Genomic DNA, 18,657 nt, shown 5'->3' on the forward strand with positions numbered 1-18,657 from the left:
GCCCACGACTTTGGAACTCCACCAGACGCTGATCTGGTAGCCCAACTAACCGACTCAGCTCTCGATGACAACTCAGTGGAAGTGATGCCGGATACCATGTCCGGTGACTGTGCCAATGGTGGCACAGCACCAAGGCCATCCATATATGTTCGTCATACGACGAAAGCCGAGCGCCTTATATCAAGAGTGCCAGTCTGCGCAAGCATCGACCAATCTAGGGAGAGAGGTATGTTTTTGACTGCACTGCGTTCGAAACCACATTTAGATCGTGAGGCTGAATCTTCCGTTGGCGATGGCTGGGCGCGTGGTGCTGAGGCGGCTGATGAATACGTGCACACGCATTTTAGCTTCGAGGATTACCCCGGCGATCCGCCCCATGCGCGCGTCTCAATCGCGTGGGCTGATGTTGAGGCATTGATTACGCGATTTGCTGACAAAGGCCACCCAGTAGCTCTTCGTCTTTTGAGTGCCGATAAACTAGCGGGCGCGGTGGAGGAACTGACCAAAAATACGAATCGACCCACGCCAGTGGCATAACATTTTGATATTACATTGTTAACTACAGAACCTAAATCCGGCGCGTCTACCAGTTCCGCCACGCCCGCGATCGGCGGGAAGGCCGCCGTAATTCCCTGCCCACGAACCGGGATCGCTTGAGAAGGAGCCGAGCCTTCGACTTCCTCTCAAACGATCCTGAACCCTAAAAAGGGCGCATTCCCGCGCGCTTGGACGCTGCGTCGAGGCGCGCCAAGCGCGAGCGCGACTCGCCGGGCGTCGCTCTATAGCATGGACGCGGCGCGACGCCAGCGCCGCTGGCTACTGTGGCGCCACTTGGTGATCGGCGCCGTTGAGCCCGCGGATCAGCGTAATGAGTTTGTCGTGGCCCTGGGGGTCGCGCCATTTGGCGTTGCAGAGCGTCGGACCGCAGACGACCTCCGGAAACTTATAGAGCGCCTTGCCTCCGGCGGTTTTCAAACCATAGCCGGCATTGGGCCTCCAGCCGCCGGCGATCAGCGACTGGCGATAATCGGAATAGGCCTGCGACGCCTGCCCCGAGGCGGCGTGAGGGAGGAAACAGGCGGCGCCGCAGAAACCGATAATGGCGGCGATCAATGTGCTGCGTGGCGCGGTCATGCCTTGGCTCTCCTTATGTTTTCGCGGTTCTAGCGCTCTCCCGGCGGCGCGTGAAGAGCAGGGCGGACATTGCCCTGGCGGCTTGCCTGCGCCATAGCTAGCGCGCCATGTCGAGCTCTCTCTCCCGCCGCGCGGTGCTCTCCGGCGTCGCCGCCAGCCTGACCGCCGTGCCGGCGCTGGCGCAGGCGCCCGCGGGGCTGCGCATGCTCGAAGCGCGTCCGGGGAAGGCGCCTCTGTCCGGCGCCCGCGAGACGGGCATTCTCGGTTTTGACGGGAACACGCCAGGACCGGTTCTGCGCTACAGGCAGGGCGACGAACTCGCCGTGCGCTTCGTCAACAAGCTGGATCGGCCGGCGACGATCCACTGGCATGGCCTGCGCGGCGACAATGCGATGGAGGGCGTCGCGCCGCTGACTCAGGCGCCGGTCGCGCCGGGCGCGTCCTTCGATTATCGCCGCAAGCTCGCCGATCCCGGCCTGTTCTGCTACCGGCCGAGTGTCTATGGCGCGACGCCCGAGCTTATGGGCCGCGGCCTCAAGGGGCTGCTGCTGGTCGACGAGCCCACGCCGCTCGCAGCCGACGCGGACCTACTGCTCGTTCTCGACGACTGGCTGCTCGACGAAGCCGGGCAGGTGGTCGGCGGCTTCGAAGACCCGGCGACGGCGCGGGGCGCCGGCCGGATCGGCTCCCTCGTCTGCGTCAATGGCAAGGCCGCGCCGGCGGCGCAAAGTTTCGCGCCAGGCGCCAGGGTGCGGCTGCGGCTCGCCAATCTGAGCAATGCGCGGATCATGGTTCTTTCCGTCACGGGCGCCCAGCCTTTCGTCATCGCCATCGACGGCCAGCCCTGCGAGGCCTTCGAGCCGATTAGACGCAGCGTGCCGGTCGCGCCGGGCGCGCGCTTCGAAATGATGTTCGACATGCCGGAGACGGAAGGCGCCAAGGCCAGTCTGACGCTGCGCGGGCAAAATGGCGAGGATCGCGATCTTCTGGTCGCCGCGGCCAAAGGCGCGAAAGCCATAAAGCGCCCGCCGATCGCCGCGCTGCCGCAAAATCCTGCGCTTCCGCCCGAGATCAGGCTTGCCGACGCGAGGAAGGTCGACCTCGTGATCGAGCCGCGCAAGAGCGGATCTGGCCCCGCCTGGACGATCAACGGGGCGCCGACGAAAGCCTATGACGGCCCGGCGCTCTTCAAGGCGCCCCGCGGCGGCGCGGTGACGCTGGGCTTCGTCAACCGTTCGGGCGTCGCACTCGCCATGCATGTGCACGGCCAGTGCATGCGCCTGCTCCATGATCTCGACGACGGCTGGGAGCCCTATTGGCGAAATGGCGTGATTATTCCGCCAGGAAAGACCAAACACGCCGCCTTTGTCGCGGAATCGCCAGGAAAATGGGCTATCCATGATGATATTCTGGAACATGAAGCGGGCGGGCTGGCGACCTGGTTCGAGGTGGTGTGACGCAGGCGCGCAGCGAACGCTAACTCCTTGAAAGCCGTCAAGTTTTTCCTTTTCTCAGATTTTCGCGTGAGCCTCCCAATATAAATGAATACAGCTATTAGTTGTGGTCGTTGACGAATGGTAGTGCAGATTTACATAGAAATTTGCGTGGGTCAGTCAAACCGCTCTGCCGAGTCCGATTGAGCGTTACCATTTGTGCGTTTTCTAGCTTGATCGAGGGAGGAGGACTTGGCCCTAACGGAGTGCATATGACTGGCCCCGCAAAGCTGCGCGGACCTGTTCTGGAGGATTTCCCAAATTGGAAGTTGGACCATCTGGACGTCGAATATGACTCACCGACACAATCGGTCTGGATGATCTACAATTTGGAAGGCCCTGTCTGTTATACCCCGCATACGTTGAGTGAAATGACCCGCTTTCGCCGATCCCTTCAGGCTATGTTCGCCGCCGGCCTCACGTCGCGCACGCCTGTTCGCTACCTTGTCATTGCCTCAAATAAGCCAGGCGTATTCAATCTCGGCGGCGATTTGGGCGTTTTCGCCGCCGCGATACGGACTCATAATTTCGATCTCTTACGCCGCTATGCGCACACCTGTATTGATTTAATTGATAGTTTGGTAAGGGGACTTGATTTGCCAATCGTCACCGTTTCGGCGGTGCACGGCCAGTGTTTTGGGGGGGCCTTCGAGGCGGCGCTTGCCACGGATTTTATCCTTGCCGAAGAAAACTCTCGTTTCGCAATGCCCGAAATAGCGTTTAATACATTTCCTGGGATGGGAGCGATTTCTCTGTTAACTCGAAAGCTTGGCGCCGCTCTCGCCCAAAAGATCATCTCGGAAGGCCGGGCATATACGGGCCGCGAAATGTACGATCTTGAAGCGGTAGATGTCCTAGCGTCCGACGGCCAAATTCGCTCGGCGACGCTGGCGTGGATGCTTAAAGGCGGCGACACCGCGTGGGCGCGGCGGCGCATCATGGCGGAGGCGCGGCGTCGCGCGGCGCCGGTCACGCGCGAAGAACTGATACGCATTACCGATCTATGGGCCGAGTGCTCCACACGGATCAGTGACGCCGACCTGCGCCACATGGAGCGATTGGTTCGCGCGCAAAGTCGTCTGCTTAGCTCAATCGGCTCTGCAAAGCAAAATGACTGCGCCGCCAAGGAACCGTCAGAGGGGTGAAAATGGAAAGCGCCCCACGTCCGGTCGAATTGGATAGCGACTCGCCCCTAGTCGAAGCCTCCAGCGAATCCGTCAGCGAGAACACGGGCGCAATGGCCGAGACCAAGACCGACAACATCATCTATCAAGATCTGGTCGAAACTCTCTTCGCGACAAAGGGCTCCTTTCTTGCGGGTGTAGCCGCAGGCATGCTTGCGCCCATCATCGCTTGGCTATCGACTTGGCAGGATGTCTACCTGCAATTGATAATTTTGATGACCTGCATGGGCGCCTATCGTATCTCAGTGTTGCTCGCTTACACGCGTCAGCCTCCCGTGCAGCGGCGCAAGGATGCGTGGCGCTGGGAACTTCGATACGCGATCGGCGCGATCGGCTTCATGACGGCGGTCGGCGTCACCGCCGCGATATTGTTTGTCGATCACCACGATGAAATGCTCGCCTATTATGGAGTGATCCTGATGACAGGCTGCGCTGGCGCGCTGGCGAGCCGCAACTCAGGTCGACCAATGATCGTTTTCGGGCAGGTGATCGGAGCGTGCGCGCCACTCGCCATTGTCTGCCTCTTCTACTACAGCTTTTGGTATTGGGGACTGACGCTCGTGCTGATTATCGGCATGATCTCCGTAAAGTCCACAACGACATTTCTGCACGCCAATCTGGAAACAGCGCTTCGCAATGGCTACGAGGCGGTGAAACAGCGAACGCTGTTCAGTCTCGCGCTCAACTCGATGACGCATGGCCTGTGCATGGGAAACGCAGATCTCTCAGTCACCGTCGTAAACCGCCGCGTATTTGATTTCTTCGGCATCGTGGCTGCGACCACGCCGATCAAACTCGAGGCGCTTGCGCATGCGATCGGCAAGAGCGCCGGCCTGTCGGAGCAGGAAAGCCAAATCTTCATTGAGCGATGGAAGCGGCACATCGCTATGCCCCATGCGAATATCTTCACGCATAAGCTCGGCGAGCGCTTCTTCGAATTCCACTGCGAGCGGGCCGAAGCGGGATCCTTCATCACCGTCATCGAGGACGTGACGATACAAAAAAGCGCGCTCCGCGAAATCGAGCGGATGGCCCATTTCGACGATCTGACCAATCTGCCGAATCGCTATCAGTTCCAGGAGACGCTCGAGGGTGAAATGCTTCAGCTCGGACCGCCGGGATTTCAGTCCGCGCTGCTGAACATCGATCTCGATCGGTTCAAGGAGGTGAATGACACGCTGGGTCATTCGATTGGCGACCAGCTGCTCTCCGCGGTCGGCGCGCGTCTTGCCGGCTGCGTCCCGCAGCCGCATATCGTCGCAAGACTCGGCGGCGACGAGTTCTGCGTGCTGCTGCGCGCCGGCTCGAGGCTTCCCGACGTCGACGAACTCGCCGCCAAAATACTGAGCGAGATGCACCGCACCTTCGTCGTCGAAAATCATGTCATCAACATTGGCGCCAGCATCGGCATCGCGGCGGCGCCAAAGGACTCGGAGACTTCCGGCGGTCTTCTCAGTTGCAGCGATCTCGCTCTCTATCAGTCGAAAGCTCAAGGACGCGGCAAGGCGATCTGGTATTCGCAGGAAATGCAGGAAGCCGTGACCCGAAAGCGCGCGATCGACACCGAACTGCGTCAAGCATTTCTGGCGAATGAAGTCGTGGTTTATTATCAGCCGGTCGTCGATTCGCGCACAGCGACCATCGTATCCTTCGAGGCGCTGCTGCGTTGGCGCCACCCGACCAAAGGCATGATCCCTCCGGGCGAATTCATTCCCATCGCGGAAGAAACCGGCATGATTATCGAGCTCGGCGCCTGGGCGTTGAGGGAGGCGTGCAATGACGCCAAATTCTGGCCTTCGAACGTTCGCGTCGCGGTCAACATTGCGCCAAGACAATTTCAGCAGAAGGATTTGGCCAGGATGGTCGCGCAGACGCTCCGCGACACCGGACTCGAGCCCGATCGCCTGGAGCTCGAAATCACTGAGACGACGCTGATGGAGGCCGATGACGTCGAAAGCAAATTGCGAGAAATCGAAGCTCTTGGCGTGCGTCTGTCGCTGGACGACTTCGGCACCGGGTACAGCAGTCTTGGCTATCTCAATCGGTTCCCGGTGAAGAAGGTCAAGATCGACCGATCATTCGCGCGGCAATCGATCGAGTCGCCCAAAACGCAAGCCATCGTCTCAGCAATCTCCGCGCTTGCGCATGATTTGTCCATCGATCTCGTCGCGGAAGGCGTCGAGACTGACGCTCAACTGACCTTCATGGCGAGCAAGAATATTTTCCTCATTCAGGGCTATCTGTATTCGCCGCCCCGGCCAATCGAGGAGTTTCGACCGCTGCTCGCCCATTGGCGCGACGCGCCGCGCCTTGTCAGCGCGGCGTGAGAGTTCCGCAAGCAAGTCTCAATTACGCGTCAGCCCCGCCAAACTCCGACGGTCAAAGACAGGTTGCACCATTCGCTGGGCGCGAAATATGGCGTGCGAGGCATTGTACCGCCGACCGAAATGCGCAAGATAATTTTCGATCGCGGCAGTCCCCCCCTGTGGCTCGACGACGTCTCGAACGATGAGCAGGTCGCGCGCTTCTTCAGCGGTCAGCGCGGTATTATTCTCCATCAGGCGCTCGGCCTTGACGTAACCCAACGTACGGCCAACCGCCGCATAAAGTCCGAGAAGGTCGACCGGATCGCCTGAAAAGGAGAAATGTGCGTCCTTTTCCGCGACAATTGCCGAGCAATGCATGGCGAAGTCGAAATCGGAGCCGCTCATCAAGCCCCGCGCCCAAGCGAGTGTGATCACCGGCGTATCGACGATCAGCTCCGAATTTTCGGCGGCGATGTCGCCAAAACCGTCGGCCGGCGTTGGCGCTTCGCGCATGCCATGGTCGAAATCATATACGAGGTAGCGAATTTCGTTCAGTTCTCCTCGGTCAATCGCCGCCAGGAGATTAGTAATCGTCCTGATGGCGGGCGCGTCAAAACCCGGTCGAGTCTTGCGCAATACTAGAGCTTGGCGGTCTTTCAACCATGAGGTTGAAAGAGATCCGTCGTTGACAGAGAGTTCGGACTGCGGATGTAGGAAAGGAAAGTTCAGCATGTTGCCCACCGTCTTTTGTCGAGGTTCGATTAAGTTAAATGAAAATTTAACTTCGCCAACCCTGACGGCGATGAGCGCCTAGAAGGAAAAAATCAAATCATTATGAAAATTTTGGGTTACTTTTGTGGCCGGGACGGGGTGCAAGATTTTATCGCTACCCGATGCGAACGTGCAATTTGCGGGCGGCATGCGGGCCGCGCATGACTTTTTTATCACGATCCGGCGCATATTTTTCGCCTGCCGTGTCCCTTCGTCGCGGGACAGCGAGGCGCGCCTGTCCTATACTGAGCAGAGTGAAGCTGACGGTTCCGAGCCCTCGCTCGTCGGCTCGCTTTCGCGCACCAAGCGTGCGAGACATGGTCGCGCCGGGGCCGGACCCGCGCGCCGATAAGACCGCCGAATCAATCAGGGCGGCCCGTCCAGAAGGGAGAAGACCAGATGATGATGCGATTTTTCGCCGCGGCGCTGCTGGCGGCGGCCGGTTGGGTCACACAAGCGCATGCGCATGGCGACGTTGGCGTCAACCAGGGTCAGTGCCTGATGAAAATCGGCCCGGATACGATGACCTTCACCGGCTATCAGCCGCAAAAGTCCCGCGAGCAGTTTTGCGACGATATTCCCGACGCGGGCCCCACCATCATCACGCTTGACGCGCAGCAGGACGAGCTTCGCGACATGGCCCTCGAGATGCGAGTCATTCGCGACGTCGGCCAGAAGGACGACAATGAAAATCTCGAGGCCAATACTGAATATTATTCGCCGCCGAACAAGTATAAGACCGGCACCCTCACCTTCGAGCACGTCTTTCCGGTGGAAGGAAAGTTCATCGGTCTGGTGAAGGCGAAGAGCGATGACGGGACCAAGGAATATGTCGCGCGCTTTCCCTTCTCCGTCGGTTTGACGCAGTCGAAGGAAATTACGATTGCCGTATTTTTCGCGGCCCTGGCGCTGGTCGGTTTCGGCCTCTGGTACAAGAACCAGTTCATGGGCAAAAAGCCGAAAGCCTAAGTCCGCTTCAGCTCAACTGTTCAATGCGACCGTCGCGTAATGTCACGCGGCGGTCCATTTGTTTGGCGAGATCGAGATTGTGCGTGGCGATCAGCGCCGCGAGGCCGGTGCTGCGCGCAAGCGTCAGGAGCGTGCCGAATACATGCTCGGCGGTTCGCGGATCGAGATTGCCGGTCGGCTCGTCGGCGAGCAGAAGATGCGGCGCATTGGCGACCGCGCGCGCGATGGCGACGCGCTGCTGTTCGCCGCCTGAAAGCTCGGAGGGCCGATGCGAGGCGCGCGGTCCCAGCCGCAGATATTCGAGCAGCTGTTGCGCCCTGAGGCGCGCTTCGCCCCTGTTCAAGCCGTTGATCATCTGCGGAAGCGCCACATTCTCGAGCGCCGAGAACTCCGGCAGCAGGTGATGGAACTGGTAGATAAAGCCGATGGTGGCGCGGCGCAGGCGGGTGCGCTCGCCGTCCGACATGCGCGACGTCGGCGCGTTCCTGATCAGCACTTCGCCGCCGTCCTGGCGCTCCAGTAGCCCGGCGATATGGAGCAGCGTCGACTTGCCGGCGCCCGAGGGCGCGAGCAGCGCGACCGTCTCGCCGGGATAGATCGACAGATTGATGTCGACGAGAATGTCCAGTCGCGCCGCGCCTTCGCGATAGTGGCGGGCGACCTTGCGCAATTCGAGAACGGCCTCGTTCATCGCGATTACTCGTGCCGCAGCGCTTCGATCGGGTCGAGCGACGCTGCCTTCCAGGCGGGATAGATCGAGGCGAGAACGGCGAGAACGAGAGTCATGACGACGATCGCCGCGACTTCGCGCGGCTCGACGATCGCCGGCAGCCGCGAAAGAAAATAGAATTCCGCCGGAAAGAGATTGGCGTCGAAGAGCTTGTTGAGAAAGACCCGAATCGAGTCGAGGTTTTTCGCCAGCGCCAGACCCAGCGCGAATCCGGCGAGCGTGCCGACGACGCCAATCGACGCGCCGATGATCAGGAAGACGCGCAGCACCGCGCCGCGCGTCGCGCCCATGGTGCGCAGGATCGCGATGTCCTGGGTCTTGTCCTTCACCAGCATCGTCAGGCCGGAGATGATATTGAAGGCCGCGACGACGACGATCAGCGCCAGAATGATGAAGAGAATGTTTTTCTCGACCTGCAGCGTGTCGAAGAAGGTCTTGTTGCGTTGGCGCCAGTCGGTGACGATCAGGGGGCGCGCGATCGCCTTTTCGACGTTGAGACGAAAATCGTCCATCTTCTCGGGATCGGCGACGAAGGCCTCGATGACTGTCGCTTCATTGTCCTTATTGAAGAAAAGCTGCGCCTCGGCGAGCGGCATATAGACGAAGACGCTGTCGAATTCGGACATGCCGATCGAGAAAATCGCGACGACGGTATAGGCCTTGATCCGCGGCGCGACGCCAAACGGGGTCTGCGCGCCCTTGGCGATGAGCAGGCTGACCGAGTCGCCGACGCTGACCCCGAGCGTCTCGGCGAGGCGCTGGCCGATGGCGACGCCGCCGGCCTTGTCGAATCCCGCGAGCGCGCCGCTCTTCACATTGCCCGCGACGCCCGGAAGGCGGGTCAGGTCCTTCTCGCGCACGCCGCGCACCAGCACGCCCGACTGGCCGAACTGGGTGGAAATGCCGGCCGCGCCCTCGACCATCGGGATCGCCAGCTTCACTCCCGGCAGCTTCGCGGTCCTTGCCGACACCTGCTCCCAATCGGTCAAGGGCGTGTCCGCCGCCTGAAGAAAGGCATGGCCGTTGACGCCGAGAATCTTGTCCATCAGCTCGCGATGAAAGCCGTTCATCACCGAGGTGACGACAATCAGGGTCGCGACCCCGAGCATGATGCCGAGAAAGGAAAATCCGGCGATCACCGAGACGAAGCCGTCGGCGCGGCGGGCGCGCAGATAGCGCAGCGCCACGATGCGCTCGAAGGCCGAGAAAGCGCCGGCGCTTCTCGCCGGCCGCGCCGTTTCGCTCATGCCTCACCCGGCCTGATGGCGGCGACGATTCGCGCGACAGCGTCGTGGGGCGCGAGCAGTTCGCGCTCGCCGGTGCGGCGCTGCTTCACTTCGACCCTGCCTTCGGCGAGGCCCTTGGGACCGACCAGAACCTGCCAGGGCAGGCCGATGAGATCGAGCGTGGCGAATTTCGCGCCGGGACGTTCGTCGCGGTCCTCATGCAGCACGTCCAGCCCGGCGTTCTCGAGCTGCGCGACGAGATCGGCGCAGACCTTGCCCGTCGCCGCGTCGCCCACTTTCAGATCGGCGACGCCGACATGGAAGGGCGCGACCGCCTCGGGCCAGATGACGCCATTGTCGTCATGGCTCGCCTCGATGATCGCCGCCACCAGTCGCGACGGGCCAATGCCATAGGACCCCATCTGCACCACGACCTCCTTGCCGTCCGGCCCGTTGACCACGGCCTTCATCGGCTCGGAATATTTGGTTCCGAAGTAGAAAATATGGCCGACTTCGATGCCGCGCGCCGCGAGCCGCGCCTCTTCGGGCACGGCGGCGAAGGCGGCTTCGTCATGCATCTCGCTCGTTGCGGCGTAGCGGCTGGTCCATTGGTCGACGATTCCCTGCAAGGCGGCCGCGTCGTCGAAATCGATCGTGGCGGGCGGCGGCGCGAAGGAGAGGAAATCCTTATGGCAGAAGACCTCGCTCTCGCCGGTCGAGGCGAGAATGATGAATTCATGGCTGTTGCCGCCGATCGGGCCTGACTCGGCCGCCATCGGAATGGCGGTCAGACCCATGCGCGCGAAAGTGCGCAGATAGGCGACGAACATTTTATTATAGGAATGGCGGCCGGCCTCGGCGGTCAGATCGAAGGAATAGGCGTCCTTCATCAGGAATTCGCGCGAACGCATCACGCCGAAGCGCGGGCGCACCTCGTCGCGAAATTTCCACTGGATATGGAAGAGATTGAGCGGCAAATCCTTGTAGGACCGCACCGAGGCGCGAAAAATCTCGGTGATCATCTCTTCATTGGTGGGGCCGTAGAGCATCTCGCGCTCATGGCGGTCGGCGATGCGCAGCATTTCCTTGCCATAGGCGTCATAGCGCCCCGACTCGCGCCACAGATCGGCCGGCTGAATCGTCGGCATCAGACATTCGATGGCGCCGGCGCGGGTCTGCTCCTCGCGGATGATGGCGTTGATCTTATTCAAGACCCGCAGCCCGAGCGGCAGCCAGGCGTAAATGCCGGCCGTCTCCTGCCGGATCATGCCCGCCCGCAGCATCAGCCGGTGCGAGACGATCTCGGCCTCCTTCGGGGTCTCGCGCAGGATCGGCAGGAAATAGCGGGAAAGGCGCATGTGGCATCCGGTTGGGCGAATCGGGAGCGGCGAGCATAGCCCGTCCGCCGCCCGAGCGAATGGCGCGGGAGGGGCTTTTGAACCCCGGCGGGGCGGAAAACGCAAGCGGCTGGCGCTCTTTCCTTTTTGGCGGCGCGCGCCCATGTCGGGGGGATGAACTCTCAGGGGGCCGGCACGGGCGAGGCTAGGAGCGAGGCTATGGGCGAGGCTGCAGCCAGACAAAACCTGGGAAGCGTCCGCGACAATCCAGAGCTCAATCGTTTTGAACTCGACGCCGATGGCGAGACGGCGCTCGCCTATTACCGTATCGACAATGGGGTCATGGTCTTCACCTCGACCCAGACCCCGCCAAGGCTGCGCGGCCAGGGCGTCGCGTCGGAACTCATCCGCAACGCCCTGCAATTCGCCTGCGCCCGCGGACTGAAGGTGAAGGGCGACTGTTCTTTTGTGGCGGATTATTTGCGCCGCCATCCCGAAAGCGCCGATTGACCTTAGGAGTTCGCGGCGCGCTCTTCTCCCGCTTGCGGGAGAACGCAACCCGGCGAAGCTGAGTCGGATGAGGGCAAACCATGCGCGGCCGGCTTCGCGCCACGGTGCGTGAAGTCATCGAGCGGGGCAAACCCCGCCGCCGGCAAAATGATGCAATCGAACGCACAGCAAAGGCCGGAAGGACGGCCGCGATATTTTCGCCCAAAAACGCTGCGTCGCGTCCCATGGTTGAAGTTGCGGGCGACAGGATCGAAAACGACGAAATCCGTCGGCTCTATAGTGCGCCTTTTTCGAGAAGTGCGCCGGAGCAACATCCGGCGGCTCGGCCATGCTCTTTCGCCTCCTGTATTGGCGGACATGGCGCGTCGCCATAAGAGCAGAAGACGCAACAATCTCCGGCCTTGGGCTTGAGCAATACGCCGCATCCGTTGCATTCATAGAAAAACTGGCAAGCGTCCGTTGGCATCGTTTCAGTCGACTGATGGCCGCAAGACGGACAGGTTATCGTTGAGACGAGTAGCACTCATTGCCCCTTGAAAAATTTGAGCAGCACGGGCTCGATATAGCTCCAGCTTGCCGCCGCCAGCACGATTGCCGACGCGCACAGGAGCAGCGCCAGCGTTGCGCGTGAGCGCTTGGTCGACGCGCAGGCCGAACCCGCAGCGCAGACGACGGGACGCTTGAACCACCAGGCGCTCCACCCCCCGACAATCCCCAAGGCGCTGACTGACAGAAGCGGCACGCGCCAAGTTGCGACTGTCTCGAGCCCGCCCAAAATACCCGCGCCCGCGCCGAGCGCCGCAAGTCCGAGCGGGATGACACAGCATGAAGAGGCGATAACCGCACCTAGGCCGGCCACGAGACCCAAGGCCGCAAACCATTTCGGCGCGACGGGCGCGCCAGGAGAAGCCGACGCGGAGGACGTTGTTGCTTTGGCGGAATCGGTGACGGTCATGGCTGGCCTCTCCTTGAGTGTGTGGCTATTCTTTCACCTGTAGTGACTACAGGTGAAAGAGAAAAATCCATGCAGCCATTGACGATTGGCAGGCTCGCGGCGGCGACGGGAGTCAATTTCGAGACGGTGCGTTACTACGAGCGCATCGGTCTTATGCCGCTCCCCGCACGGACGGCGAGCGGACATCGAGCTTACGAACCGGCGCACGTCCGAAGGCTTGCTTTCATCCGCCGCGCCCGCGAGCTTGGGTTCAGTATCGAGCAAATCCGCGCCCTCTTGGCGCTCGCGGAGCCGTCCCGCGCTTCCTGCGCCGAGGTGCGAGAGATTACACAGACGCATCTTGATGACGTGCGAGCGAAGCTCTCCGACCTGACCAAGCTTGAGCATATTCTTGGCGCGACCGTCGCCCGTTGTTCTGGCGACCCCGCCCCGCCATGTCCCGTGCTCGACATGCTGGCGATGCCAGAGCGTGCATGATTAAGAATTTTGAATAGCGGTTAAGTCGTTATAAATAACTACAAAAGCTGGATTTTTGGCTGGTTGTGAAGGCTATTTCGGCGGCAGCGTTTCAACGAAATCGACCGCGAGTTGCGCGTAGCTGGAAAGCTGAGCATCGGTCCGAATGGCTTCGGGGAGTATCGTAGCCCATCCCTTCATAACCTTGCCCGTCAGGTCCATGGGCTTGACGCCGTCGCGGGTCAGTAACTCCTTGGCTCGCGTTTCGCCGACACGAAGAATGAGATTGGTGTTGTGGACGCCAACGCACATGTTACCGTTCAGAGTGAAGCAAACGCCGCCAAACATGCGGCGCGCCTCGATGTGCCGGTGATGCGCGAGGATAGTTCGCAGTCGTCCAACAAGAGCGGGGTCGGACGCCATTCTGGCTAGTCCTGCAACACGGGCGGCATTTTTTCAAAGCGCGGCAAATTTGTATCGGAAATATCCCAGGAAGCGCCGCGGCTCGCGTAAACGATCATTTGAGGTTTGAACACTTCGAGGTCGTCGAGGCTCGACGCCCTGAGGAAGATCAAATCGGGCATTGCGTCGTTGAGCGAATATACAGGTGCGCCGCAGCGAGGGCAGAAAGCGCGCGAGACCACATGCCCGCTGTCAGCCGGCTTGTCGTAGACGGTTACGTCTCCGGATACGGTCACCGACGTGCGAGGAACGGCGAGATGCGAACTATGACCCGTCCCGCTGCTCTTGCGGCAATCAACGCACTGGCAATGACCGGACATGAAGGGATTGGCGTTGCATTCATAATGGACAGCGCCGCAAAGACAGCGGCCTTGGAAAGGTTCCGGCATTGGATTTCCTCCTCGATTGTGCGTTCATGCCGCACTAGATTAGAGTAGTGACTTGTAATACGCAAGTCACTATCAGCCAACGATGCGCGCCTTGAAAAAACTCAGGTCGGGATGCCCGATAGCCACTTCTCTCGATATTTTTGGCGACCGATGGACGCTCGTCATCATGCGCGATCTTGCAATGGGGAAAACGCGGTTTGGAGATCTATCACAATCCCCTGAACGCATCCCGACGAACGTGCTGGCAGATCGACTGTTACGATTGGAGGAATTCGGCCTTATCGAGAAGAGCGCGTATCAGGAACATCCGATCAGATACGACTATGCGCCGACGGAGAAAGGAGCGGAACTGCTCCCCGTGCTGCAAGCCGTTTGCAAATGGGCGAACAAGCATCTGCCAGACACATGGAAAACGCCGGAAAAGTTTCTCTCTATGAAACCCTCAGACCTTACCGCCAAAAAAACCGACAACTAGGCGATCGCCGTTGACGTTGTGTATTAGTCCAGACATTTGCAGCGTCTGCTGACGCCTTGTTCTTGGTCGCTCGCGGCGTGCAAGAGCTTTTTGCAAAATTGAGCGCTGCTTACCCTTCCGCACGCGCCCGGCGTCAGGTGGAAGAATTCGGCCACACGACGCGCCGGCGTCCCTACGCTTCAGCCTCCGCGGCGATGTCCAGCCACTGTTCTTCAGCAGCGGCGAGCGCCCTGGCGAGTTCCTCGCGTTGCGAGGCGAGGCGCGCCGCCTCCTGCGGATTGCGCGCAAAAGCGTCTGGCGCTGCGAGCGCTTCGTCGACGCGGGCGAGAAGCTGGGTGAATTTCTCGACGCGCTCTTCCGCCGCCGCGAGCTTGCGCCGCGTCTGGCCGGCGTCGCGGCGCTTCGGCGCCTCCTGCTTTGGCGCCCCTTGCTTTAGCGAATCATGCGCCAGCGCGACGGGCGCTTGCTTCGGTTCTTCGTCGCGCGATTTCGACAGCACCAGCCGCGCATAATCGTCCATGTCGCCGTCGAAAGCGCGCACCGTTCCGTTATCGACCAGCCACAGCCGATCGGCGCAGGCCTCCAGCAGATAGCGGTCGTGCGAGACCAGAATGACCGCGCCTTCATAATCATTGATCGCCTCGATCAGCGCGGCGCGGCTGTCGATGTCGAGATGGTTGGTCGGCTCGTCGAGGATCAGAAGATGCGGCGCATTGAAGGCGGCGACGCCGAGCAGCAGCCGCGCCTTTTCGCCGCCGGAAAGACTGGCGATCGGCGTATCGGCGCGTGCGCCGGAAAATCCGGTCTGCGCGGCGCGGGCGCGGATGCGCGCCTCGGCGGCGCCCGGCATCAGCCGCGCGAAGACGGCGTAAGGCGTCTCGCTCTCATTCAATTCGTCGATCTGATGCTGGGCGAAAAATCCGACATCGAGCTTTGACGCGCGCACCATCTCGCCGCCGCAGGGAGCAAGCCGGCCGGCGAGCAATTTGGCGAAAGTCGATTTGCCATTGCCATTGGCGCCGAGCAGGCCGATGCGATCGTCATTCGAAATCGACAGCGTGAGCCGCGACAGCACCACGCGATCGCCATAGCCGACCGACGCCTTCTCCAGCGCAATGATCGGCGGCGACAGCGGCTTTTCCGGCGAGGGAAGATGAATCGGCAAAATGGCGTCGTCGACGATCGCCGCCACCGGCTCCATCTTGGCGAGAAGTTTTAGGCGCGACTGCGCCTGACGCGCCTTGGTCGCCTTGGCGCGGAAACGGTCGACGAAGGCCTGCAGATGTTTGCGCTGCTCTTCCTGTTTCCTGGCGCCCTTGGCGGCGAGAAGCTGCGCCTCGCGCCGCTGCTTTTCGAAGGAGGAATAGTCGCCCTTATAGAGCGTCAACCGGCCGCGTTCGAGATGCAGAATATGGGTGGCGACGGCGTCGAGCAGATCGCGGTCATGGCTGATGACGATCGCGCTCGCCGGATAGCGCGACAGATAATCGACAAGCCACAGCGTCCCTTCGAGATCGAGATAATTGGTCGGTTCGTCGAGGAGCAGCAAATCAGGCCGCGAAAATAGAACCGCCGCGAGCGCGACGCGCATCCGCCAGCCGCCGGAAAATTCCGACAAAGGCCGCCGCTGCGCCGCCGCATCGAAACCGAGGCCATGCAGAATGGCGGCGGCGCGCGCCGGCGCCGAATGGGCGTCGATGTCGGCGAGCCGAGTCTGAATGTCGGCGATGTCGTGGGGATCATGCGCGGCTTCGGCCCGCGCGATGAGGTCGGCGCGCTCGAGGTCCGCCGCGAGTACGAAGTCGATGAGCGCGGTCGGGCCGCCGTGCGCCTCCTGCTCGACGCGCCCGAGCCTTGTGCGCGAGGGCAGGGAGATGCCGCCGCTCTCCGCCGCGATTTCGCCGGCGATCAGCCGAAACAGCGTGGTCTTGCCGGCGCCGTTGCGGCCGACGAAGCCGGCGCGGCAGCGTCCCGGCAGAAAAACCCCGGCATGGTCGAAGAGCAGCCGGCCGCCGAGCCGGTAGACGAGATCGTTGATCGTCAGCATGGAGGCGAAGCTTTAGGGCCTCGCTTGGCCAGGCGCAAACGCGAAGCCGTGCGGCGCCGTGGCGCCAAGAGCCGGCCTTGTCTTGCGCCTTCCGCGCCTCTATACAGCCCTCGCGCCCGCCATGACGCGGTCGTACAACCCGCGCCCATCGTCTAGAGGCCTAGGACGTCGCCCTTTCACGGCGAAAACAGGGGTTCGAATCCCCTTGGGCGCGCCAATAAAATCAGTGACTTGGCCCGTCACACTGAGCGGCTTCCCTAGCAATACGGAAAAAATACGGAAAATGCATCGCTGAGCGTGACTCGCTCGGCATAGAGTCCCGCGTGACCTGATTTGGTAGAGGGCTTCAATGCGCGTCTTCGGCGAGGTTCGATCGATCTCGGAGTTGATGAGTGTGATCACGCGGCGGCGTTATGAGTTGTGGATTGCGAGCCTCGCGCTTGACGATATCGCGGGCGTCGCCGACGGCTGTATCAGCAAGCTCGAATGCGGCACGAAGCGCCCCGGCGAAGTGTCGCCTCCGTCGATAATGGATGCGCTCGGCATCCGGCTCCAGGTTATCGTGGACGACGACGCGCTCCCGGCGCGCACGCGCAGGGCGATCGGAACGTCGCAATACGTCCAACCGGCCGACCGCTTGGACGAACCCGCCGACCTCGCCGCCTGATCCGCGCTCGCACGAGGCGCAATCCACTCGCTCTAGGCGTGGGAGGGGCGCGGCCGCGGCGCCGGGAGTGGGGGAAAAATCGAAGTCGGATCGGCGAGTTCCACCCTCCCGCGCGCGACTTGCGCCTCAAAATTTTTCGGCTGTCAGAATTTTTAAGGCGTGTCGGAAATGTGCGAGAGTCACGAGAGGCAACCGCACAAAGGCGGGGACTCCTCGTCAAGGCAGTTCCTCGGGCACCTCAACAAAAAATGGCAACCAAAATTCATAGAGGCTGGGCGCGTCAGTCACTTTCGCGGGAACGTGAGCTTGCATTTCGTCGCCAAAATTCTTCCGCCAAATTGCAGCCGTCAGTGTCCCACTCATCGTCAAGCTCAGATGATGCCGTGGCCAGCTCGAATGCTGCTTCAGTGTCTGCGTCGTGTGGATGATGAAAGGCATAGGAATTTCGAATTGTGTTCGACAGATTTGAGCCGCCAAACAGCTTCTTAAGCGCGTCGAGCGCGTCCTGCCCTCCTTTATCGAGCAAAGGCCTGTATTGCTTTTTTGCGCGATGAGCCCAAAAAACGAGGCGTGAGGAGCTTCGCCCAACTTTCGTGAAGAATACCGATAGCCATCCGCATCAGCATTTGAGTCTGTGCGCCGGACAGTATGCGCCCAAGGTCGTCGTCGGTTGTTTTGTTCGATGAGAAAATAATAAGTTTTGTAAATAGATTGAGCTGATTGGCGACATGCCCCAGCAAGATAAAGAGGGCGCGCTCGTTAGACGGCGTTGCCTGCAATTGTGCCTTAGATACGGGTATTTCGGACCTTCTGGACGGCGGTGATGACGACGGCCGCGCGTGCTACGCCGAAGAAGACGCCCGCATCGCCATCTCGGATCGGCGCTTCAAGAGCGATGCCGAGTTCCTTGCAGCGCTCGAATACCTCGTCAGCGCCGAGGTCAAAATACATGGTCGTATTGACCTGTGCGATGCATGCGACACGATAGTTGTCGCTGTCGCCCGCTACTTCGGCACGCCGGTCACCTTCGGCGGCGAACCGTTGGCCCGATGGTCTGACGCGCTGAAACTAGTCGCACGAGGATAGGCCGGGCAGACGACGAGCGAGACAGCCCCGCTCGCTTCCCCGCGTTCAAAGGACACTCGCCAAGACCAACGTCGCGCGCTCGCTGTCATCGAGAACGCGCGCTGATCCAGCGCGCGCCGCGACAGAACGCTCCGAGCGCGGATGTAACGGCGCGGGCTTTTTTCGTGTTTAGCCTCGTTTCAGGATTCGTGGCAGATTATCAAGCGCAACGAATCACAGCACACTAGCGCTTGAATCCTTGCCGTCGAAAGGAATTACCGATGAAGCGCCTTTTAATAGCCGCCGTCGCGCTTTGCGCCGTTACCTACGCCGTTTACGCTGTGTGGCTTTCGAAGCCCGGTTCGATCGAAAGCGCGGGAAACAACCCAACAGCCTCGGAAACGACCGCTACATCGCCTGATTCCAGTTCCGTTCCGGACTCGATGCCGACCGCTGGCGCGCAGCCTGTCCCTGCGTCGCC

The 18,657-nt window shown here is 61.0% G+C and carries 21 protein-coding genes and 1 tRNA gene; 10 read left to right on the forward strand and 12 right to left on the reverse strand.

All coding sequences use genetic code 11. From position 1 onward, the window contains the following. The first annotated feature begins 228 nt into the window (after positions 1–228). On the forward strand, positions 229–537 hold the full coding sequence (locus U1E20_RS02785; protein WP_409979059.1) for a hypothetical protein: 309 nt from the start codon (positions 229–231) through the stop codon (positions 535–537). Between the two features lie 279 nt (positions 538–816). On the opposite strand, the gene U1E20_RS02790 is transcribed toward U1E20_RS02785, so the two are convergent. Further along, entirely contained in the window at positions 817–1,134 is a 318-nt protein-coding gene (locus U1E20_RS02790; protein ID WP_409979060.1) for a hypothetical protein, read from the reverse strand. A 107-nt stretch (positions 1,135–1,241) separates the two neighbouring features. Here U1E20_RS02790 and U1E20_RS02795 point away from each other — a divergent pair, with 107 nt between their 5' ends. From U1E20_RS02795 to U1E20_RS02805, 3 genes are all read left to right on the forward strand, one after another. Continuing rightward, positions 1,242–2,591, forward strand: a complete 1,350-nt coding sequence (locus U1E20_RS02795; protein ID WP_409979061.1) for a multicopper oxidase family protein — start codon at positions 1,242–1,244, stop codon at positions 2,589–2,591. A gap of 248 nt (positions 2,592–2,839) precedes the next feature. Further along, positions 2,840–3,772 (forward strand): crotonase/enoyl-CoA hydratase family protein, encoded by a 933-nt coding sequence (locus tag U1E20_RS02800; protein WP_409979062.1) that lies wholly within the window; start codon positions 2,840–2,842, stop codon positions 3,770–3,772. Between the two features lie 2 nt (positions 3,773–3,774). After that, positions 3,775–6,138, forward strand: coding sequence for a putative bifunctional diguanylate cyclase/phosphodiesterase (locus U1E20_RS02805; RefSeq protein WP_409979063.1), 2,364 nt, complete (start codon positions 3,775–3,777; stop codon positions 6,136–6,138). Between the two features lie 18 nt (positions 6,139–6,156). On the opposite strand, the gene U1E20_RS02810 is transcribed toward U1E20_RS02805, so the two are convergent. Then, positions 6,157–6,849 carry an enoyl-CoA hydratase gene (locus U1E20_RS02810; RefSeq protein WP_409979629.1) on the reverse strand — a complete coding sequence of 231 codons (693 nt, stop codon included), beginning with the start codon at positions 6,847–6,849 and terminating at the stop codon, positions 6,157–6,159. A gap of 438 nt (positions 6,850–7,287) precedes the next feature. Between U1E20_RS02810 and U1E20_RS02815 the strand changes: the two genes are divergently transcribed. Continuing rightward, positions 7,288–7,857, forward strand: coding sequence for a hypothetical protein (locus U1E20_RS02815; RefSeq protein ID WP_409979064.1), 570 nt, complete (start codon positions 7,288–7,290; stop codon positions 7,855–7,857). A gap of 7 nt (positions 7,858–7,864) precedes the next feature. Here U1E20_RS02815 and U1E20_RS02820 read toward each other — a convergent pair whose 3' ends face one another. From U1E20_RS02820 to proS, 3 genes are read right to left on the reverse strand one after another with little or no spacing between them, the layout of a single operon-like run. After that, a complete protein-coding gene (locus tag U1E20_RS02820; protein ID WP_409979065.1) occupies positions 7,865–8,548 on the reverse strand; it encodes an ABC transporter ATP-binding protein in 684 nt (227 codons plus the stop codon). Positions 8,549–8,553: 5 nt separating this feature from the next. Next, the gene (locus U1E20_RS02825; protein WP_409979066.1) at positions 8,554–9,834 is read right to left on the reverse strand and encodes a lipoprotein-releasing ABC transporter permease subunit; all 1,281 of its coding nucleotides are present in this window, start codon (positions 9,832–9,834) and stop codon (positions 8,554–8,556) included. Continuing rightward, positions 9,831–11,171, reverse strand: a complete 1,341-nt coding sequence (proS, locus tag U1E20_RS02830) for a proline--tRNA ligase (RefSeq protein ID WP_409979067.1) — start codon at positions 11,169–11,171, stop codon at positions 9,831–9,833. Before proS ends, U1E20_RS02825 begins: the two co-directional genes overlap by 4 nt. Positions 11,172–11,369: 198 nt before the next feature. Here proS and U1E20_RS02835 point away from each other — a divergent pair, with 198 nt between their 5' ends. Continuing rightward, positions 11,370–11,660 (forward strand): GNAT family N-acetyltransferase, encoded by a 291-nt coding sequence (locus U1E20_RS02835; protein WP_409979068.1) that lies wholly within the window; start codon positions 11,370–11,372, stop codon positions 11,658–11,660. A 274-nt stretch (positions 11,661–11,934) separates the two neighbouring features. On the opposite strand, the gene U1E20_RS02840 is transcribed toward U1E20_RS02835, so the two are convergent. Both U1E20_RS02840 and U1E20_RS02845 read right to left on the reverse strand, forming a co-directional pair. After that, positions 11,935–12,183, reverse strand: a complete 249-nt coding sequence (locus U1E20_RS02840; RefSeq protein ID WP_409979069.1) for a GDCCVxC domain-containing (seleno)protein — start codon at positions 12,181–12,183, stop codon at positions 11,935–11,937. After that, positions 12,184–12,615: a mercury transporter MerT gene (locus U1E20_RS02845; RefSeq protein WP_409979070.1), complete on the reverse strand. Its 432-nt coding sequence runs from the start codon at positions 12,613–12,615 to the stop codon at positions 12,184–12,186. 69 nt (positions 12,616–12,684) lie between these two features. Between U1E20_RS02845 and U1E20_RS02850 the strand changes: the two genes are divergently transcribed. After that, entirely contained in the window at positions 12,685–13,092 is a 408-nt protein-coding gene (locus U1E20_RS02850) for a MerR family transcriptional regulator (RefSeq protein ID WP_409979071.1), read from the forward strand. Positions 13,093–13,164: 72 nt separating this feature from the next. On the opposite strand, the gene U1E20_RS02855 is transcribed toward U1E20_RS02850, so the two are convergent. Together U1E20_RS02855 and U1E20_RS02860 are read right to left on the reverse strand one after the other, a co-directional pair. Continuing rightward, positions 13,165–13,494: a TfoX/Sxy family protein gene (locus U1E20_RS02855; protein ID WP_409979072.1), complete on the reverse strand. Its 330-nt coding sequence runs from the start codon at positions 13,492–13,494 to the stop codon at positions 13,165–13,167. 5 nt (positions 13,495–13,499) lie between these two features. Next, on the reverse strand, positions 13,500–13,922 hold the full coding sequence (locus U1E20_RS02860; RefSeq protein ID WP_409979073.1) for a GFA family protein: 423 nt from the start codon (positions 13,920–13,922) through the stop codon (positions 13,500–13,502). Between the two features lie 82 nt (positions 13,923–14,004). Between U1E20_RS02860 and U1E20_RS02865 the strand changes: the two genes are divergently transcribed. Continuing rightward, positions 14,005–14,397, forward strand: a complete 393-nt coding sequence (locus tag U1E20_RS02865; protein WP_409979074.1) for a winged helix-turn-helix transcriptional regulator — start codon at positions 14,005–14,007, stop codon at positions 14,395–14,397. A gap of 172 nt (positions 14,398–14,569) precedes the next feature. On the opposite strand, the gene U1E20_RS02870 is transcribed toward U1E20_RS02865, so the two are convergent. Beyond that, positions 14,570–16,444, reverse strand: coding sequence for an ABC-F family ATP-binding cassette domain-containing protein (locus U1E20_RS02870; protein ID WP_409979075.1), 1,875 nt, complete (start codon positions 16,442–16,444; stop codon positions 14,570–14,572). A gap of 141 nt (positions 16,445–16,585) precedes the next feature. On the opposite strand from U1E20_RS02870, the gene U1E20_RS02875 reads away from it, so the two are divergent. Both U1E20_RS02875 and U1E20_RS02880 read left to right on the forward strand, forming a co-directional pair. Beyond that, positions 16,586–16,661, forward strand: a tRNA-Glu gene (locus tag U1E20_RS02875). A gap of 132 nt (positions 16,662–16,793) precedes the next feature. Then, positions 16,794–17,111, forward strand: coding sequence for a hypothetical protein (locus U1E20_RS02880; protein ID WP_409979076.1), 318 nt, complete (start codon positions 16,794–16,796; stop codon positions 17,109–17,111). A gap of 515 nt (positions 17,112–17,626) precedes the next feature. On the opposite strand, the gene U1E20_RS02885 is transcribed toward U1E20_RS02880, so the two are convergent. Beyond that, positions 17,627–17,890, reverse strand: a complete 264-nt coding sequence (locus tag U1E20_RS02885; protein ID WP_409979077.1) for a hypothetical protein — start codon at positions 17,888–17,890, stop codon at positions 17,627–17,629. A gap of 7 nt (positions 17,891–17,897) precedes the next feature. Further along, a complete protein-coding gene (locus U1E20_RS02890) occupies positions 17,898–18,062 on the reverse strand; it encodes a hypothetical protein (RefSeq protein WP_409979078.1) in 165 nt (54 codons plus the stop codon). Between the last annotated feature and the right edge of the window lie 595 nt (positions 18,063–18,657).

The organism is Methylocystis sp. (genome assembly GCF_046349115.1).
Classification (GTDB): Bacteria; Pseudomonadota; Alphaproteobacteria; order Rhizobiales; family Beijerinckiaceae; genus Methylocystis.